The 14754-nt window shown below is 64.1% G+C and carries 17 protein-coding genes and 1 pseudogene; 12 read left to right on the forward strand and 6 right to left on the reverse strand.

What is annotated here, in order from left to right:
- The 9 genes and pseudogenes from A2Z13_05045 to A2Z13_05085 all read left to right on the forward strand — a co-directional run bounded on the left by A2Z13_05045 (position 1) and on the right by A2Z13_05085 (position 8069).
- Positions 1-182, forward strand: a pseudogene (locus A2Z13_05045) (DNA-binding response regulator).
- A 4-nt stretch (positions 183-186) separates the two neighbouring features.
- The gene (locus A2Z13_05050) at positions 187-1995 is read left to right on the forward strand and encodes a hypothetical protein (protein ID OGP77992.1); all 1809 of its coding nucleotides are present in this window, start codon (positions 187-189) and stop codon (positions 1993-1995) included.
- A gap of 75 nt (positions 1996-2070) precedes the next feature.
- The gene (locus tag A2Z13_05055; GenBank protein ID OGP77993.1) at positions 2071-2475 is read left to right on the forward strand and encodes a hypothetical protein; all 405 of its coding nucleotides are present in this window, start codon (positions 2071-2073) and stop codon (positions 2473-2475) included.
- Between the two features lie 122 nt (positions 2476-2597).
- On the forward strand, positions 2598-3653 hold the full coding sequence (locus A2Z13_05060) for a phosphate ABC transporter substrate-binding protein PstS (protein OGP77994.1): 1056 nt from the start codon (positions 2598-2600) through the stop codon (positions 3651-3653).
- Positions 3654-3747: 94 nt separating this feature from the next.
- The gene (locus A2Z13_05065) at positions 3748-4680 is read left to right on the forward strand and encodes a phosphate ABC transporter permease subunit PstC (protein ID OGP77995.1); all 933 of its coding nucleotides are present in this window, start codon (positions 3748-3750) and stop codon (positions 4678-4680) included.
- Positions 4681-4684: 4 nt separating this feature from the next.
- A complete protein-coding gene (locus A2Z13_05070) occupies positions 4685-5521 on the forward strand; it encodes a phosphate ABC transporter, permease protein PstA (GenBank protein OGP77996.1) in 837 nt (278 codons plus the stop codon).
- 16 nt (positions 5522-5537) lie between these two features.
- The gene (locus A2Z13_05075; GenBank protein ID OGP77997.1) at positions 5538-6299 is read left to right on the forward strand and encodes a phosphate ABC transporter ATP-binding protein; all 762 of its coding nucleotides are present in this window, start codon (positions 5538-5540) and stop codon (positions 6297-6299) included.
- Between the two features lie 21 nt (positions 6300-6320).
- The gene (locus A2Z13_05080) at positions 6321-6983 is read left to right on the forward strand and encodes a phosphate transport system regulatory protein PhoU (protein OGP77998.1); all 663 of its coding nucleotides are present in this window, start codon (positions 6321-6323) and stop codon (positions 6981-6983) included.
- A gap of 81 nt (positions 6984-7064) precedes the next feature.
- Positions 7065-8069, forward strand: a complete 1005-nt coding sequence (locus A2Z13_05085; GenBank protein OGP77999.1) for a hypothetical protein — start codon at positions 7065-7067, stop codon at positions 8067-8069.
- Positions 8070-8512: 443 nt separating this feature from the next.
- On the opposite strand, the gene A2Z13_05090 is transcribed toward A2Z13_05085, so the two are convergent.
- Positions 8513-8734: a hypothetical protein gene (locus tag A2Z13_05090; GenBank protein ID OGP78000.1), complete on the reverse strand. Its 222-nt coding sequence runs from the start codon at positions 8732-8734 to the stop codon at positions 8513-8515.
- Positions 8731-9300, reverse strand: coding sequence for a cob(I)yrinic acid a,c-diamide adenosyltransferase (locus A2Z13_05095; protein ID OGP78001.1), 570 nt, complete (start codon positions 9298-9300; stop codon positions 8731-8733). Before A2Z13_05095 ends, A2Z13_05090 begins: the two co-directional genes overlap by 4 nt.
- A gap of 113 nt (positions 9301-9413) precedes the next feature.
- Between A2Z13_05095 and A2Z13_05100 the strand changes: the two genes are divergently transcribed.
- The gene (locus tag A2Z13_05100) at positions 9414-9593 is read left to right on the forward strand and encodes a hypothetical protein (GenBank protein ID OGP78002.1); all 180 of its coding nucleotides are present in this window, start codon (positions 9414-9416) and stop codon (positions 9591-9593) included.
- Between the two features lie 7 nt (positions 9594-9600).
- Here the strand turns inward: A2Z13_05100 and A2Z13_05105 are convergent, their stop codons facing one another.
- The 3 genes from A2Z13_05105 to A2Z13_05115 are packed head-to-tail and all read right to left on the reverse strand — an operon-like array spanning position 9601 to position 11123.
- Positions 9601-10800: a hypothetical protein gene (locus A2Z13_05105; GenBank protein OGP78003.1), complete on the reverse strand. Its 1200-nt coding sequence runs from the start codon at positions 10798-10800 to the stop codon at positions 9601-9603.
- 11 nt (positions 10801-10811) lie between these two features.
- Positions 10812-10970, reverse strand: a complete 159-nt coding sequence (locus tag A2Z13_05110) for a rubredoxin (GenBank protein ID OGP78004.1) — start codon at positions 10968-10970, stop codon at positions 10812-10814.
- A gap of 42 nt (positions 10971-11012) precedes the next feature.
- Positions 11013-11123: a rubredoxin gene (locus A2Z13_05115; GenBank protein ID OGP78005.1), complete on the reverse strand. Its 111-nt coding sequence runs from the start codon at positions 11121-11123 to the stop codon at positions 11013-11015.
- A 101-nt stretch (positions 11124-11224) separates the two neighbouring features.
- On the opposite strand from A2Z13_05115, the gene A2Z13_05120 reads away from it, so the two are divergent.
- Positions 11225-11743, forward strand: coding sequence for a hypothetical protein (locus A2Z13_05120; GenBank protein ID OGP78006.1), 519 nt, complete (start codon positions 11225-11227; stop codon positions 11741-11743).
- A gap of 16 nt (positions 11744-11759) precedes the next feature.
- Here the strand turns inward: A2Z13_05120 and A2Z13_05125 are convergent, their stop codons facing one another.
- Positions 11760-12881: a deoxyhypusine synthase gene (locus A2Z13_05125; GenBank protein OGP78007.1), complete on the reverse strand. Its 1122-nt coding sequence runs from the start codon at positions 12879-12881 to the stop codon at positions 11760-11762.
- Between the two features lie 82 nt (positions 12882-12963).
- Here A2Z13_05125 and A2Z13_05130 point away from each other — a divergent pair, with 82 nt between their 5' ends.
- Entirely contained in the window at positions 12964-14583 is a 1620-nt protein-coding gene (locus A2Z13_05130; protein OGP78008.1) for a nif-specific transcriptional activator NifA, read from the forward strand.
- Positions 14584-14754 lie beyond the last annotated feature (171 nt).

The following is a 14754-nucleotide window of genomic DNA, read 5'->3' on the forward strand; positions in this document are numbered from 1 at the left end:
TTTCGGCGCCCGGCCGGGTCCTCACCCGCGAATCGATCTTGAAAAAAGTCTGGGGCGAGGGAACGTACGTCATCGACCGCACGGTCGACGTACACATCGCCAAGCTCCGCCAGAAGATTCCGTTCCTCTCGGAGGCGATCGAGACCGTCAAGGACGTCGGGTACAAGCTGCGGGGGGGATGAAGGCTTGCGGGCCCGGGTCTCCATCGCGACGAAGTTCTTCCTCACCTATTTCGTGATCACCGGCACGGCCCTCGCCTTCGCGGGCATCGCCGGTTATCTCCAGTTCCGGAAATACGCGTTGGACGAAGTGGACGGCAACCTGCAGCGGCAGGCCCGGCTGGTCTCGGAAATGTTCCGTCCCCTTCTGGAAGACCCGCATCCGGACCGTGGAAAGATCGCCCGGGAAGGCGACCGGCTCGGCAAGGACCTGGAGATCCGGCTGACGATCATCCTTCCCGACGGGACGGTGGTGGCGGACTCGACCGTCGGGGCCTCCGGGCTCGCCGGGATGGAAAACCACGCCAACCGGCCCGAGGTCCATACGGCGCTTTCCGGTGAACCCGGTGTCTCTCTACGGCGCAGCATCACCGTGAGGGAAGAGGAGCGTTACTTCGCGATCCCGGTCCTCTCCGACGGACGCATCGTAGCAGTCGCCCGAACGTCCATCCCGGTCACCCTCCTTTACCGGCGGCTCGACCGGATCCGCGCGATCACCTGGGGGACGGGGATCGCGGCGTTCCTGCTGATGCTCGCCGGGACCGCGATACGGGCGAAACGGGTGACCGGCCCGCTCAAGGAGATGACCGCCGCAGCCCGGGAACTGGCGTCGGGAAATTTCGGGAAACGCGTCCACATCAAGACGGGGGACGAGCTGGAGGAGCTGGGGGCGGCGCTGGACCTGACGGCATCCCGGCTCGAAGAGACGATCTCCCAGCTGGAGGCGGGAAAAGCCCGCCTGGCCACGCTCCTGGAGAACCTCTCCGAAGGAGTCGTCGTCATCGCGGGCGACCGGACCCTCCGAATGATGAACCGCGAGGCCGCAAAAATCCTTGGGACGGCTGACGCGCCAGCGGAAGGGCGCCCGGTTGCGGAGGCGATCCGGCACCCCGAGGTGCTGTCCTTCATCGGCAGTTGGAGAAAGGGGGAAAGCCCGGCCCCCAGGGATGCCTTTATCCCAACGCGTACCGACGACCGGACGGTGCGCCTTGCGGGGACGACAGTCCGGTACGACGCTTCACCGGGGACAGACCTCCTGCTCACCCTTCGGGACATCACCGAGGAGAAACGGCTGGCGCGGGTGAAAAGCGATTTCGTCTCCAACGCCTCGCACGAGCTGCGGACCCCCCTGACGAACATCCGGGGATACCTGGAAGCGATGGAGGACGCGTTGAAGGAAGGGGCCCCGATCGACCCCTCCTTTCTTTCGATTGCCTGCGCGAATGCGCTCCGGATGGACCGGCTCATCGAGGACCTCCTGGAGCTCTCGAGGGCGGAATCCGGGCAGTCGCCACTGGAAATCGAGGAGATCCTGCTGCCGGCCTTTCTCGATCGCGTCGCCGCCCTCCACAGACAGGCGGCCGAGCATACGGGGAAAACCATGGTGGTCCATGGGGAGCACGTCACCCTCCGGGCGGACGTCCGCAAGCTGACCCTGGCCGTGTCGAATCTGTTGGACAACGCCATCAAGTACGGCAAGGAAGGCGGCCGTATCACCCTTGCGGGTAGAGCCGAAGAGGGGGTCTGTCTCCTGGAGGTCGCAGACGACGGGCCGGGCATTTCCCAGGAACATCTCCCCCGGATCTTCGAGCGGTTCTACCGGGTGGACCAGGGGAGGTCCCGCGACCTGGGAGGAACGGGCCTCGGACTCTCCATCGCGAAGCACATCGTCGAATCCCACCGGGGAACGATCCGGGCGGAAAGCCGGCTCGGTGTGGGAACCCGCTTCCTGATCCGGATTCCGGCATTCGGCCCGCCGCGAGCGGGCCAAAGATGACCAACAGGAAACGTTTCTTCTTGATGTGCATCTCTAAATAAAGTTCATGATTTTCTTTAGGACGGAGGAAATTCGATGAAATCAGGTTCCCCAAGTCTCTCGGAATGGATCTCCGGGATCCTGATGTTTGCGGCCCGGCCTGGCGAGCGAATCCCCTTTCAAAGGATTCACTCGATCGTGTCGGAAATGCAATCGCATGACTCCCTTGTCTCCGGAATCGATTTTTTAATTGAAGGAAAGGCATGCTATTCCCGGGAGGTTGAACGGGTCCTCCAAGACCTCATCTCCAAAGGCATACTCGGATTGGAGGACGATTCAACGGTCCTCGTTGAGAACGCTTGTTCGGTCTGTATCCGGCTAAGCGTCGATCTGTCCTACACGGATTGCAAGATGCTTCGATCCGCCTCGTCAATTTTTTACGAAAGGTTACGGGGAATGGAGAAACCTGCCCAAGGCCGAGCTCTCGATAACGTGGCGTGAGAGCATCTTCCTTCCCCCCTCCCTTCTTAACACGAACTTAACATTCCCCACACCGACCCTTGATGTACAGTCGGTAAGATTCCTCCCATATCTGTAGTTCAATGCAAAGGAGGATCGGCACGATGAGAAAAGGGATCGGACGGTGGCTCGGAATCGGCCTGGCCATGCTCGGTCTTGCATGGGGGCTTCCAACGATGGCGGCGGATACGCTGACCATCACCGGGGCAGGGGCGACGTTCCCCTACCCGCTGTACTCCAAGTGGTTCTACGAGTATTCCAACTCCCACCCGGGATTGAAGTTCAACTACCAGTCGATCGGGTCGGGCGGCGGCGTCAAGCAGATCACCGCGGGGACCGTCGATTTCGGGGCCAGCGACGCCCCGATGAACGAGGATGAGCTGGCCAAGCTTCCCGGGCCGATCTTCCACATCCCCACGGCGATCGGCGCGGTGACGGTCGTCTACAACCTGGAAAAGATCCAGAGCGGCCTCAAGTTGACGCCGGACGTCCTCGTCGACATCTACTTCGGGAAAATCACCCGGTGGAACGATCCCCGGATCGCCGGCCTGAACCCCGGCGCGAAACTTCCCGCCGCGGACATCGTGGTCGCCCACCGGTCGGACGGCTCGGGGACCACGGATATCTTCACCAATTACCTCTCCGCGGTCAGCACGGATTGGCGGGCGAAGATCGGCCGGGGAAAGTCGGTGAACTGGCCGGTCGGCCTCGGCGGAAAAGGGAACGAGGGAGTCGCGGGGGTGGTCAAGCAGACCCCCGGCGCCGTCGGGTACGTCGAGCTGGCCTACGCGATGCAAAACCGGATGACGGTGGCGGCCTTGCGGAACAAGGAGGGGAATTTCGTGCTCCCGACGCTCGAATCCACCTCCGCGGCGGCGGCCGGAGCGGCCAAGACCATGCCCGCCGACTTCCGGTTGACCCTTGTGGACGCCCCGGGGCAGGATTCCTACGGTATCTGCGGGCTGACCTGGCTCCTCGTCTACAAGGACCAGAGGGATGAAGCGAAGGGGAAAGCGCTCGTGACGTTCCTCAAGTGGGCGATCCGCGACGGCCAGAGGATGAACGCGCCGCTTCTCTACGCCCCGATACCTAAACCGGTGGTGGAAATGGTGGACAAGGCGATCCGGCAGATCAACTTCCGGGGAAAGAGCCTGTACTGATTATCCGGCTCTTCTGCAAGATGACGGGAAGGGGGGGATATCCCCCCCTTTTCATCTCTGCTCCCTGCGGCACGACAAGGATGACAAGGACGGTATGACGCGTAAGGCCGGGGACAACCCGAAAGACCTCCTCTTCGAGAAGACGACCGCCCTTTTTGCGTTCGGGGTTCTGTTCCTGGCCGTTCTACTGTTCGCGATCCTTGTAGCGGAGTCGCTCCCTTCGATCAGGAAATTCGGCGCATCGTTCCTCGTGACGAAAACGTGGGACCCGGTCGCGGAAAATTTCGGGGCGCTCACCTTCATCTACGGAACGATTGTCTCCTCCTTCATCGCGCTCTTGATCGCGGTCCCGCTGGCCGTGGGCTCCGCCATTTTCATCAACGAGTTCGCGCCGGAATGGCTGAAGACGCCGGTGGCGTTCCTTGCGGAGCTTCTGGCGGCCATCCCGAGCGTGATCTACGGGCTCTGGGGGATCTTCGTCCTGGTCCCCGTCCTGCGGGACCTCCTCATGAAGCCGGCGGCGAAATACCTCGGCTGGATTCCCCTCTTCAAGGGGCCGGTGTACGGGCCCAGCATGCTGGCCGCGGGCGTGCTGCTCTCCATCATGATCCTCCCGTTCATCCTCTCGGTCAGCCGGGAGGTCCTCGCCACGGTTCCCCGACTCCAGAAGGAGGCCGTTCTTTCATTGGGGGGGACCCATTGGGAGATGATCCGGATCGTCATCGGCCAGCACTGCATTCCGGGAATTTTCGGGGCGACCATCCTCGGACTGGGAAGGGCTCTGGGAGAAACGATGGCGGTCACCATGGTGATCGGGAACCGGCCTGACATCTTCCTGTCGGTCTTTCAGCCCGGCTACTCGATGGCCGCCGTGATCGCCAACGAGTTCACCGAGGCAACCGGAGAACTTTACCTGGCGGCGCTGGTGGAGATCGGCCTGGTGCTCTTCCTCATCACGTTCTTGGCCAACCTCGCGGCGAAGTGGATCCTCAAGACGATGGTGTCCCACGCCGCCCGGGGGATCTGAAGAGATGGAATCGATCGCTTATCGCCGCCGGGCCGCCGACAAGGCCGCAAGGGTGCTCTTCGCCCTCTCCGCCCTGCTGGTGATCCTGCCCCTTTTCCTGATCTTCTTCGACCTCCTCTGGAAGGGGGCCAGAGAGCTCAAATGGACGCTGCTGACCGACCTCCCCCATCCCGTCGGGGAGCCGGGGGGCGGGATCGCAAACGGCATCCTGGGGACGCTGACGATCGCGGGACTGGCGATGGCGGGCGGGATCCCGATGGCGGTCATGGCCGGAATCTACCTGGCCGAGTATGGCAGGGGGAAGTTCGCCTCCGCAGTCCGGTTCGCCGTCGACACGCTGGCGGGCGTCCCGTCGATCATCATGGGGATCTTCGGCTACATCCTCTTGGTCCTTCCCATGAAGCGGTTCTCCGCCTGGGCGGGCGCCGCCGCGCTGGCCATGATCTTCATCCCCGTCGTGGTCCGGACGACGGAGGAGATGCTGCGGACGGTCCCGCAGTCGGTGCGGGAGGCGGCATTGGCGCTCGGGATCGAGCGGTGGAAGACGACGCTCTTCATCACGGTCCGGACCGCCACGGCGGGGATCGTCACCGGGATCCTGCTGGCGATGGCGCGGATCGTCGGGGAAACCGCCCCCCTTCTGTTCACCGCCCTGGGAAACCAGTTCTGGCAGACGGGGCTGGACCAGCCGATCGCCGCCGTCCCGCTCCAGGTGTTCAACTACGCGATTTCCCCGTACGAAGACTGGCACGACAAGGCGTGGGCCGGCGCGGTCGTATTGATCGGGATGGTCCTGGTCATCAGCGCCGGGGCGCGGTACTTTACGAGGGTGAGGAAGTAGGAGGGAAAGACGAGCGATGGAGAACGCATTGAAAGTGAACAACCTTTGCGCCTGGTTCGGGGACCACCAGGTGCTCAAGAATATCACGATGGACATCCGCAGGAACTCGGTCACCTCGGTGATGGGCCCCTCGGGGTGCGGCAAGAGCACCTTCATCCGCTGCCTGAACCGGATGCACGACCTGACCCCAGGTTTCCGGGTCTCCGGGGACGTCCTCTTCGACGGGCGGAACATCTACTCGGAGAAGATCGACCCCGTGCTGCTGCGCCGGAAGGTCGGGATGGTCTTCCAGCAGCCGAACCCCTTCCCCCGGATGTCCGCATTCGAGAACGTGGCCGTGGGGCTGAGATTCAACGGGAAGAAACGGTCCCGCTCCGAGATCGCCGAGTTGGTGGAAAAATCGCTGCGGATGGCGGCCCTGTGGGACGAGCTGAAGGACCACCTGGACCGGCCGGGGACGAGTCTCTCCGGCGGGCAGCAGCAGCGGCTCTGCATCGCGCGGGCGCTCGCCGTGGAGCCCGAAGTCCTGCTGATGGACGAGCCCTGCTCGGCGCTGGACCCCGTGTCGACCTCCAAGATCGAGGAGCTGATCGAGGACTTGAGCGACAAGTACTCGATCGTGGTTGTCACCCACAACATGCAGCAGGCCGGGCGGATCGCCGATTACGTCGCCTTCTTCCTTCTGGGCGACCTGATCGAGATGGACAAGGCCGCGAAGATTTTCACGAACCCTGCCGACAAGCGGACCGAGGAATACATCACCGGCAGGTTCGGATAACATGGAAGGCAGGGAGCGGACATGAAGAAACATTACCAGGAAGAGCTGGGGAACCTGCGGGAGACGGTCCTCCGGATGGGGGGGCTGGTCGAGCAGATGACCCACCGGGTCATCCAGGCGCTGGTGGAGCGGAAGATCGAGATGCTCCCGGAAGTCACGGCGATGGAAACGCAGGTCAACCAGCTTCACATCGACATCGACGAGATCTGCCTGGAGATGATCGCGCTGCGGCAGCCCGCCGCCGTCGACCTCCGGTTCATCACCGCGGCCATGAAGATCAACACCGACCTGGAGCGGATCGGCGACCAGGCGATCAACATCACCGAGCGGGCGGAATTCCTCCTCACCGTCCCCCCCGTGAAGCCGCTGATCGACATCCCGCGGATGGCCGAGATCGCCAAGGAGATGCTCCGGGACGCCCTCGACGCCTTCGTGAACGGGAACGATGCACTGGCGTACGAGACGATCAAGAAAGACGACCTGGTCGACCATCTGAAGGACCAGGTGTTCCGGGAGCTCTTGACCTACATGATGGCCGACCCCACTACCATCGCCCGTGGGCTGGAGCTGATCCTGGTCTCCCGGTACGTGGAGCGGATCGCGGACCATGCGACCAACATCTGCGAGAATGTGATCTTCATGATCCAGGGGAAGGACGTCCGTCACCAGGGGCCGCTGGCCTGACGATAAATTCGATTTTCACTGCACGCCTTCTGGCATTAAAATTATAGTCTCCAAGCCGAAACCAAATCGTGGAGGGATTTCATGCGATACCTGATACTCGGAAGCGGTCCCGCTGGGATCGCCGCGGCCAAGGCAGTCCGGAACGTGGAGAAGGACGCCGAGGTGATCCTCGCAACGGAGGAGTTCTTTCCGCCGTACCTCCGGCCCTGCATCCCCGACATCATCTCCGGGGAGATGGAGCCCACCGCCATCGCGGACCCGCAGGGGAAAAATCTCGCCGCCGAAAAAATCGAGGTCCGGCACGGCAAGCGCGCCCGGCGGGTGGACGCCGCGAAGAACCGGGTCATCTTTTCCGACGGTACGGAGGAGACGTACAACTTCCTCCTCATCGCCACCGGGGGGAGGCCGATCCTGCCGCTCGCCCTCATGGGGAACGTCGGGGCGTTCCTTCTGCTGAACTCCTTCGGGGACGCGCTGCGGATCCGCGCGCGCGCCATGCGCGCCGACGTCACCGTGGTCTACGGACCGGGGTACCTGGGGATCGAGGCTGCCCGGGCGCTTCGCAAGCTGGGCCAGCAGGTGATCTGGGTCAGCCCGGGGCTGCCCCGGTTCGGCAACCCTATCTCCGGGGAGGTCGAGGCGAGAATCACGGAGCAGCTTCGGAACAACGGCGTGCAGATCAAGGAAGGGACCGACATCACGGACGTGCTGGACCTGGACGGGAAGACGTACATCGTCTGCACGGCGGGCGGCGAGGAGATCCGCTGCCAGATGATCGTGGCCGCCACGGAGCGGCTGCCGGCCGTCGGGTTCCTGGAGGGAAGCGGCGTCAAGGTGGGAACGGGGATCCTCGTCGACGAATACCTGCGTACCAACGTGTCCAACATCTTCGCGGCGGGCGACTGCGCGGAGGTGTTCGACATCAACCGCCGGGAGAGCCGCATCAATTTCGGGTGGCGCAGCGCCTTAAAGCAGGGGCAACTCGCCGGGGAAAACCTGGCCGGCGGCGGGAAGCTCTACATCCGGAACATCCAGGACTACTTCGGTCTGCTCTACGGCACCTCGCTCCTGGAGCGCACGAAGTAGAGGCGCTCACCCGGCTGCGCCCCCCTCCTGCGATGTGCGACGCACACGGAAGTCGCTTCGCCTCAGGGGGGACCTCGCTTGCGATCCGCCCGGCTCCCCGGCTTCGTCCAGCGAACGTGCTCCAAGGTCCCTTCCCCGGCCTTCGATCTCCCGTCACCGTCCGCCAAGCTCTCCATTGCCAGGAACGCGTGGCCTACGCCGGTTCCGCGTTTGTGGCTACTCGCTGCGCGAGGCCCCCCTTCGGCTGCGCCTTCCATTTGGGGATCACGTCGCAGGAGGGTCCGGCGGAGCCGCCGCAGGAGGGGGGCGCAGTGAGGTAAAGCGCAGACGTGTGGATCCATCGCACGTCGAGCCACGAACGGAGTCCCCCCTCCGAGGCGGTGAAGCCGGTCGGGGCCAAGTCCGTTGCAGGGACGGGCAATCGAGACTCGCGAAGGGACGCCTTACGGCCCGGAGTCGATCGCGGGGTCGAACGGGCGCGGCTCTCCCGTGGGGAAGGCCCACTCCCCGACAGTGAAGCGGAAGCCGCACGAGGGGCAGACGAGGATCACCGCAAGGGATCGGCCCTTCCTGCGGAAAGAAACGTGAAACCCCCGTCCCGCCCCGCAGCGGGGGCAGTCGGAGAGATCTTCCTTCACCTCTACGTTTTCGGGCGTCCCGCTCAATAGTCGATCCCTTTTTCCGCCTCGATCCCGAGGTCGAAGGGGTGCTTGACGTTCCGCATCTCCGTGACCAGGTGGGCGTGCCGGATCACCTCTTCGTGCGCATGCCGGCCGGAGAGGATGAGGTGGACGTTCCCCGGTTTTTCCTGGATGAGGGAGATCACGTCCGCGAGCGGGATCAGCCGAAGGTGCAGGGCAACGTTGACCTCGTCCAGGATGACGATGTCGAACTTCCCCGAGAGCATCTTCTCCCGCGCTGCCGCAAGCGCCTCCGCGGCGGCCCTGGCGTGCGTGGAAAAGTCCAGCGTGTCGCCCATGATGCCGACGAACCCTTTCCCCATCGGGATCAGCTCGAACTCCGGGGCCAGCCGCTTGGCTCCGTCCAGCTCGCCGTAATGCAGCGACCCCTTGATGAACTGGATCATGACGACGTGCATCCCGTAGCCGACCGCACGTACCGCCATCCCCAGGCACGACGTCGTCTTTCCCTTCCCCTCCCCCGTCAGGACCAGTACGAGTCCCTGGCGGGGCTTCTCGGGAATCCGTGACTTTTCCTTGCCCACCGGCATCGGGGTCTCCTGCGTTTTAAGATGTTGGTAACCATTTTCCGTTTCCGGCGTATTCTATCTTTGTGGACGGCAACTCTCGAGAAGCATCGCGCCGATGCGGCGTGGAGGGACCGATGACCGAGGACAAGAGGCGTTGCATCGTGTGCGGAAAGACGGACCCCGGTGAGGACACCATCTGCCCGACGTGCAAGGCGCACATCCGCGGGGAGGCGCTCGAGCATCAGAAGCAGATCAAGAAGGACGCCGACCGGGAGCTTCACAAGGAAGGGTCGGATCCGCTGAAGAAGAAGTAAGCCACGCTCATCCGCCCTGGACGATCTCGGCGAACTTTCTGCCGAATGCCACGCAGGACGCAAGGTCCGCCTCGGAGGGGGCCATCCGGACCCGGACGGGCTCGGGGGTAACCTTGAGGCGCATGGAGGTCAGGATGTCCTGGACCGTCTTGATCGCCTCGCCGCTCCAGCCGTAGGACCCGAACACCGACGCCGGCTTCCCCTTGACGTTCAGGACGACCAGGTTGGCGATCAGCTGGAGGATCGGCTGCGGGACGTTGCTGTTCAGCGTCGGAGTCCCGATGAGGAACCCCGCCGACACCTCGAACTCGTCGATGATCTTGTCCATCGGCGCTTCCACGGCGTTCATCAGGACGGGGGTGACCCCCCCTGCGCGCACGCCCTCCGCCACCTTCCCGGCCATCGCGGCGGTGTTTCCGTACGCGGAGGCGTAGACGATCGCCACCCTCTTTTCCTTGACGCGGGACAGGATGGAGGCGCGCTCCTCGTACCAGTCGATGTACGACTGGGGGTCCTTCCGCAGGATCGGCCCGTGCGACGGCGCGATCATCGAGACGGGGAAGCTCTTCAGCCGCTCGCAGGCTTTAAGGACGTGCTCCTTGTAGGGCCGCATGATGGTGCTGTAGTAGAACTCGAACGCATTTCTCGCCTTCTCCGGCTCTTGGAGCTCGTCGTTGTAGAACTCCTTGCTTGCGAAGTGGGAGCCGAGGAAATCGCACGGAAACAGGATCCGATCCTCGACGAGATAGGTGAGGATGGTGTCCGGCCAGTGGAGGAACGGCGCGTTGATGAACCGGAGCGTCTTTCCCCCGAGGGGGAGCTCCTCGTCGTCGTTGACGATCCGGTAGGGGAACCCCGCGTTGACGAGGTTGTCGACGAACGTCTTGGCCGACCGGGAGAGCAGCACGGTCACCTTGGGGTGGCGCTCCAGCAGGTCCACCAGCGCCCCGGCATGGTCCGGCTCCGAATGGTTGATCACGACGTAATCGAGCTTCTCCACGGGGAGGAACCCGGAGATGTTCCGGAACAGCTCCTCCGCGAAGGGGCGCTTGACGCAGTCGATGAGGGCCGTCTTCTCGCTTCCCCGGACGAGATAGGCGTTGTAGGTCGTCCCGTACTCCGTCGGGATGACGATGTCGAAGATCGCCAGGTCGGGGTCCTTCGCGCCCACCCAGTGGACGTTCGGCGCCAGCGTCACGGTCGGCATGCCGGCTACTCTTAGATCCTCTCGAACTCGTCCTTGCCGGCGCTGCAGAGCGGGCAGACCCAGTCGTCCGGGAGGCTCTCGAACGGCGTCCCCGGGTCGATGCCGCCGTCCGGGTCCCCCTCGGCGGGATCATAGATGTAGTCGCACACGATGCATCTCCACTTCTGCATGGGGGCCTCCTGCCCGAAGCTGTCCGAACGGGAAAAATTATATCATTGGATCGGTACGAATTTTTCCTTGGGGGCGCCGCAGATGGGGCAGGGGTCGGGCGGCTCCTCCCCCTCGTGGATGTATCCGCAAACGGTGCATTTCCATTTCTTCATCGGGTGCAACCCCCCGGCGCGATTTCCCGTTTTTATATCATAAACCGGCAGGCTCAGAAAGGAGTCGGGGCGGAGGCCACACCCATTATAATGGAATCTTCATGAGCGGAGAACCCCAACGGGTCGCGGACGGGCCCTACATCGCCATCGACGTGGAGACCACCGGCATCGAGCCGGCGGATGGACACCGGATCTGCGAGGTCGCGCTGCTCAAATTTCTCCGCGGCGACGTGATCGACTCGCTGGTGTCGCTCGTCAACCCCCTGCGCCCCATCTCTCCCGGGGCTTCGTCGATCAACGGGATCACCGACCGGATGGTGGCCGGGGCGCCCGTCTTCAGCGATCTCTTCCCGAGGATCCTGGCGTTCATCGAGAACGACGTGCTCGTCTTCCACAACGCACCCTTCGACCTCTCCTTCCTGAGGGCCGAAGCGCGCCTGGCCGGGGGGGAATGGCCCGGCAATCCGGTTGTCGACACGCTCCGGCTCGCGCGCAGCACCGGCCGGTTCCGCAACCACTCGCTTTCCTCGATCTGCCTGGAGTTGGGGATCGGCGAAAACTTTCATCGAGCCCAGGCCGACGCCTACGCCGCGGGGAAACTCCTGCTTCACCTCAAATGAAAGGAAAGCCGGGGGCCTACCTCCCGGCCTTTTTCTTCTCCGTGAGGTCCTTGCGCCGGACCCCCCGTTCCAGGGCCGCGAGGAGCTCCCCCCGGCGGTCGTAGAGCCGGCCATGGGGGCGCTTTTCCGCGCGGGCCAGCACGTAGGCCGTCAGAAGCGGCATCGCCACCGTGGAGTCGAGGTAGCAGACCACGCTGTCGGGGAGCCGTTCGGGGGCCACCTTCCCCCAGGAGACCGCCTCGGAGGGGGTGGCGCCGGAGAGCCCCCCCGTGTCGGGCCGGGCGTCGGTTACCTGGAGGAAGTAGTCGTGGCCCTTATCCGCGATCCCCAGGACTTCCTGGATCTGCGGCTCGGTCTGAAGCATGAAATTCTTTGGCGAGCCGCCGCCGAAGATCCAGACTGCGCTCCTCCCCCGTTTTCTCTTCGCCGCGTAGACGATCGCCGCCGTCTCGTTGACGTCGGCCGAGACGTCGATCCTCGGCCCCCTGCCGAACAGGCGCATCACGGCGACGTTCATCCCGATGGAGGAGTCGCCGGGGGAGGAGGTGTACACCGGAACCCCGTACCGGTGCGCGGCGGCGAGGACGCTCACCTCGCCCGTGCCCAGCGCTTTTTCCCGCTCCACCAGGTACCGCCCGAGGCGGTAGTGGAACTCCGCCGTGCTCATTTCCGCCTGGAACTCCTCCGCATCGAGCACCCGGCGGAGGAAGTCGTCCGTGTCGAGGAGGACGCGGTAGTCGAACAGGATGTCGTAGATGCGGACGACCTCCTCCTTCCGCAGGACCCGGTCGTCCAGGAAGGGGGAGCCGGCGTGCATCTTCATTCCCAGCCCGAAGTGGGCGTCGTGGTAGAGATTGGCGCCGGTCGACACGATCCAGTCGACGAAGCCTGCCTGGATGAGCGGCACCACGCAGGAGACGCCGAGGCCCGCCGGGGTGAGGGCGCCGGACAGGGAAAGCCCCACCGTCACGCCCGGGCGCAGCATCTTCTCCGCCAGCAGCCGGGCGCCCTCCCGGAGCCTCCCTGCATTGTAGGCCAGGAAGAAGCGGTCGATCAGGTCGGCGGCCTGGACCCCTTCCGGAACCGGAGGGGGCAGGATCCTCTTCCCCCGAAGAAAACGCGACGCCGGTTTCGCCATGCTTCCGCCCATCCCTCGCGAAGGCTTGTCTCGTTCGACAAGATCGACCGCATTATATCTCCTTCCACGCTATAATTGGCGGGTGAACCATCGTCGCTCCCCGGAAAAGGCGGAGCTCTCCGCCATTTACGAAGTGGGGAAAATCCTCACATCCACGCAGAACCTCCCCCGTGCCCTGGGAATCTCCCTGCGGACCCTTCAGAGCTTCCTCGGTTTCGACCGCGCCGCGATCCACCTCCCCGACGCCGCGACGAGGGAGATCCGGATGGAGGTGGCCGCCGGCTACACGGCCGAGGAGCGCGGCCGCGCGCGCTACGTGTGGGGGGAGGGAATCGTCGGGAAGACGATGAAATCGGGGGGGCCGATCGCCATCCCGGACATCCGGCAGGAGCCTTCGTTCCTGGACAAGACGCGCGCGCACGGGAAGACGCAGGAGGGCCTCCTTTCCTACATCTCCGTCCCCTTGAAGATCGGCGCCGAGGTGCTCGGCGTGCTGACCGCGGAGCGGATCGGCCGGGCCGGGACCCAGGCGCTGGAGGCGGACACGCGCACCCTGATGGTCATCGGATGCCTCATCGGCCAGGCGCTCAAGCTCCACGCAGCGATCGACCGCCTGCAGGAGGAGTTCCAGCGGCAACGGCAGGAGTTCGAGAAGACGATCCGGAAGACGTACCGGATCGAGAACATCGTCGGGCAGAGCAAGCGGATGCAGGAGGTCTTCGCCTCGGTGACCAGCGTCGCCCCCTCCCGCGCGACGGTCCTGGTGCGCGGAGAGAGCGGCACCGGAAAGGAGAGGATCGCAAGGGCGATCCACCTCGCGGGCCATCGCGCCGAGCGCCCCTTCGTTACGGTCAACTGCGCCGCCCTTCCGGAGACCTTGCTGGAGTCCGAGCTTTTCGGCCACAAGCGGGGGGCCTTCACCGGCGCCATCGAGGAGAGGAAAGGGCGTTTCGAGCAGGCCGCGGGGGGGACGATCTTCCTGGACGAGGCGGGCGACATCCCCCTCCCCACGCAGGTCAAACTGCTGCGCGTCCTGCAGGAGCGGAAGTTCGAGCGGCTGGGGGAGAACAAGACGATCTCCGTGGATGTGCGGATCATCGCCGCCACGAACGCCGACCTGGAGAAGATGGTGGAAGAGGGGCGCTTCCGGGAGGACCTTTTCTACCGCCTGAACGTCATCCCCATCTACCTCCCGCCCCTCCGGGACCGCCGCGAGGACGTCATCCCGCTGACCGAACACTTTTTGGACCGGTTCAACAAGGAGCACGGAAAGACCGTCTCCTTCTCGCCCGAAGTCCTCGACCTGCTGCTCGAGTACCGGTGGCCGGGGAACGTCCGCGAGCTGGAGAACCTCGTCGAGCGTGCGGTGGTCATGGCGAAGTCCCCCGTCGTCCACATTCCCGACCTCCCTCGTCCCGTCCGGACCTTCTCGGCGCAGGAAGCCGACTTGGCGTCTTCAGCGCCCGGCGTCGCGGCGGCGTCGCCCTCCGCATCCCCCGGGCAGGCCGCCGAATCCCCGCCGAGGGCCGAATACCTCCGGGCGATGGAACGGGAAGAGCTGAGGCGGGCGCTGGAGAGCACGGGATGGGTGATCGCCCGCGCGGCGCGAGTGCTCGGCTGGACCCCCCGCCAGGTCGCCTACAAGATGAAAAAGCACTCCCTCTCCTCCCCCTGGAAAACTAAAGCAGGGGGACGTTCTTAAACTTTTTAATCCCGACCCCCTCCTAACGGAAAAGTTGAAGAACGTCCCCCAGATAAAGTTGTTTGGAATGTCCATTAAAAAGTTTAAGAACGTCCCCGTTTTTGTCACTGATCGTTGATTTCCTCATCTTTGTCGTAAGTCCAACAATAATGTCCTGGCCCCCAAGACGGC

It is taken from the genome of Deltaproteobacteria bacterium RBG_16_64_85 (assembly GCA_001798885.1).
In the GTDB taxonomy this organism is placed as follows: Bacteria; Desulfobacterota; Deferrimicrobia; order Deferrimicrobiales; family Deferrimicrobiaceae; genus FEB-35.

Bases quoted from the DNA above. Each gene is read 5' to 3' on its own strand.
- A2Z13_05065 (OGP77995.1), top strand. From the start codon at position 3,748: ATGACGCGTAAGGCCGGGGACAACCCGAAAGACCTCCTCTTCGAGAAG.
- A2Z13_05115 (OGP78005.1), bottom strand. From the start codon at position 11,123: ATGAAGAAATGGAAATGCACCGTTTGCGGATACATCCACGAGGGGGAG.
- A2Z13_05075 (OGP77997.1), top strand. From the start codon at position 5,538: ATGGAGAACGCATTGAAAGTGAACAACCTTTGCGCCTGGTTCGGGGAC.
- A2Z13_05100 (OGP78002.1), top strand. From the start codon at position 9,414: ATGACCGAGGACAAGAGGCGTTGCATCGTGTGCGGAAAGACGGACCCC.
- A2Z13_05125 (OGP78007.1), bottom strand. From the start codon at position 12,881: ATGGCGAAACCGGCGTCGCGTTTTCTTCGGGGGAAGAGGATCCTGCCC.
- A2Z13_05110 (OGP78004.1), bottom strand. From the start codon at position 10,970: ATGCAGAAGTGGAGATGCATCGTGTGCGACTACATCTATGATCCCGCC.
- A2Z13_05120 (OGP78006.1), top strand. From the start codon at position 11,225: ATGAGCGGAGAACCCCAACGGGTCGCGGACGGGCCCTACATCGCCATC.
- A2Z13_05055 (OGP77993.1), top strand. From the start codon at position 2,071: ATGAAATCAGGTTCCCCAAGTCTCTCGGAATGGATCTCCGGGATCCTG.
- A2Z13_05085 (OGP77999.1), top strand. From the start codon at position 7,065: ATGCGATACCTGATACTCGGAAGCGGTCCCGCTGGGATCGCCGCGGCC.
- A2Z13_05070 (OGP77996.1), top strand. From the start codon at position 4,685: ATGGAATCGATCGCTTATCGCCGCCGGGCCGCCGACAAGGCCGCAAGG.
- A2Z13_05095 (OGP78001.1), bottom strand. From the start codon at position 9,300: ATGCCGGTGGGCAAGGAAAAGTCACGGATTCCCGAGAAGCCCCGCCAG.
- A2Z13_05105 (OGP78003.1), bottom strand. From the start codon at position 10,800: ATGCCGACCGTGACGCTGGCGCCGAACGTCCACTGGGTGGGCGCGAAG.
- A2Z13_05080 (OGP77998.1), top strand. From the start codon at position 6,321: ATGAAGAAACATTACCAGGAAGAGCTGGGGAACCTGCGGGAGACGGTC.
- A2Z13_05060 (OGP77994.1), top strand. From the start codon at position 2,598: ATGAGAAAAGGGATCGGACGGTGGCTCGGAATCGGCCTGGCCATGCTC.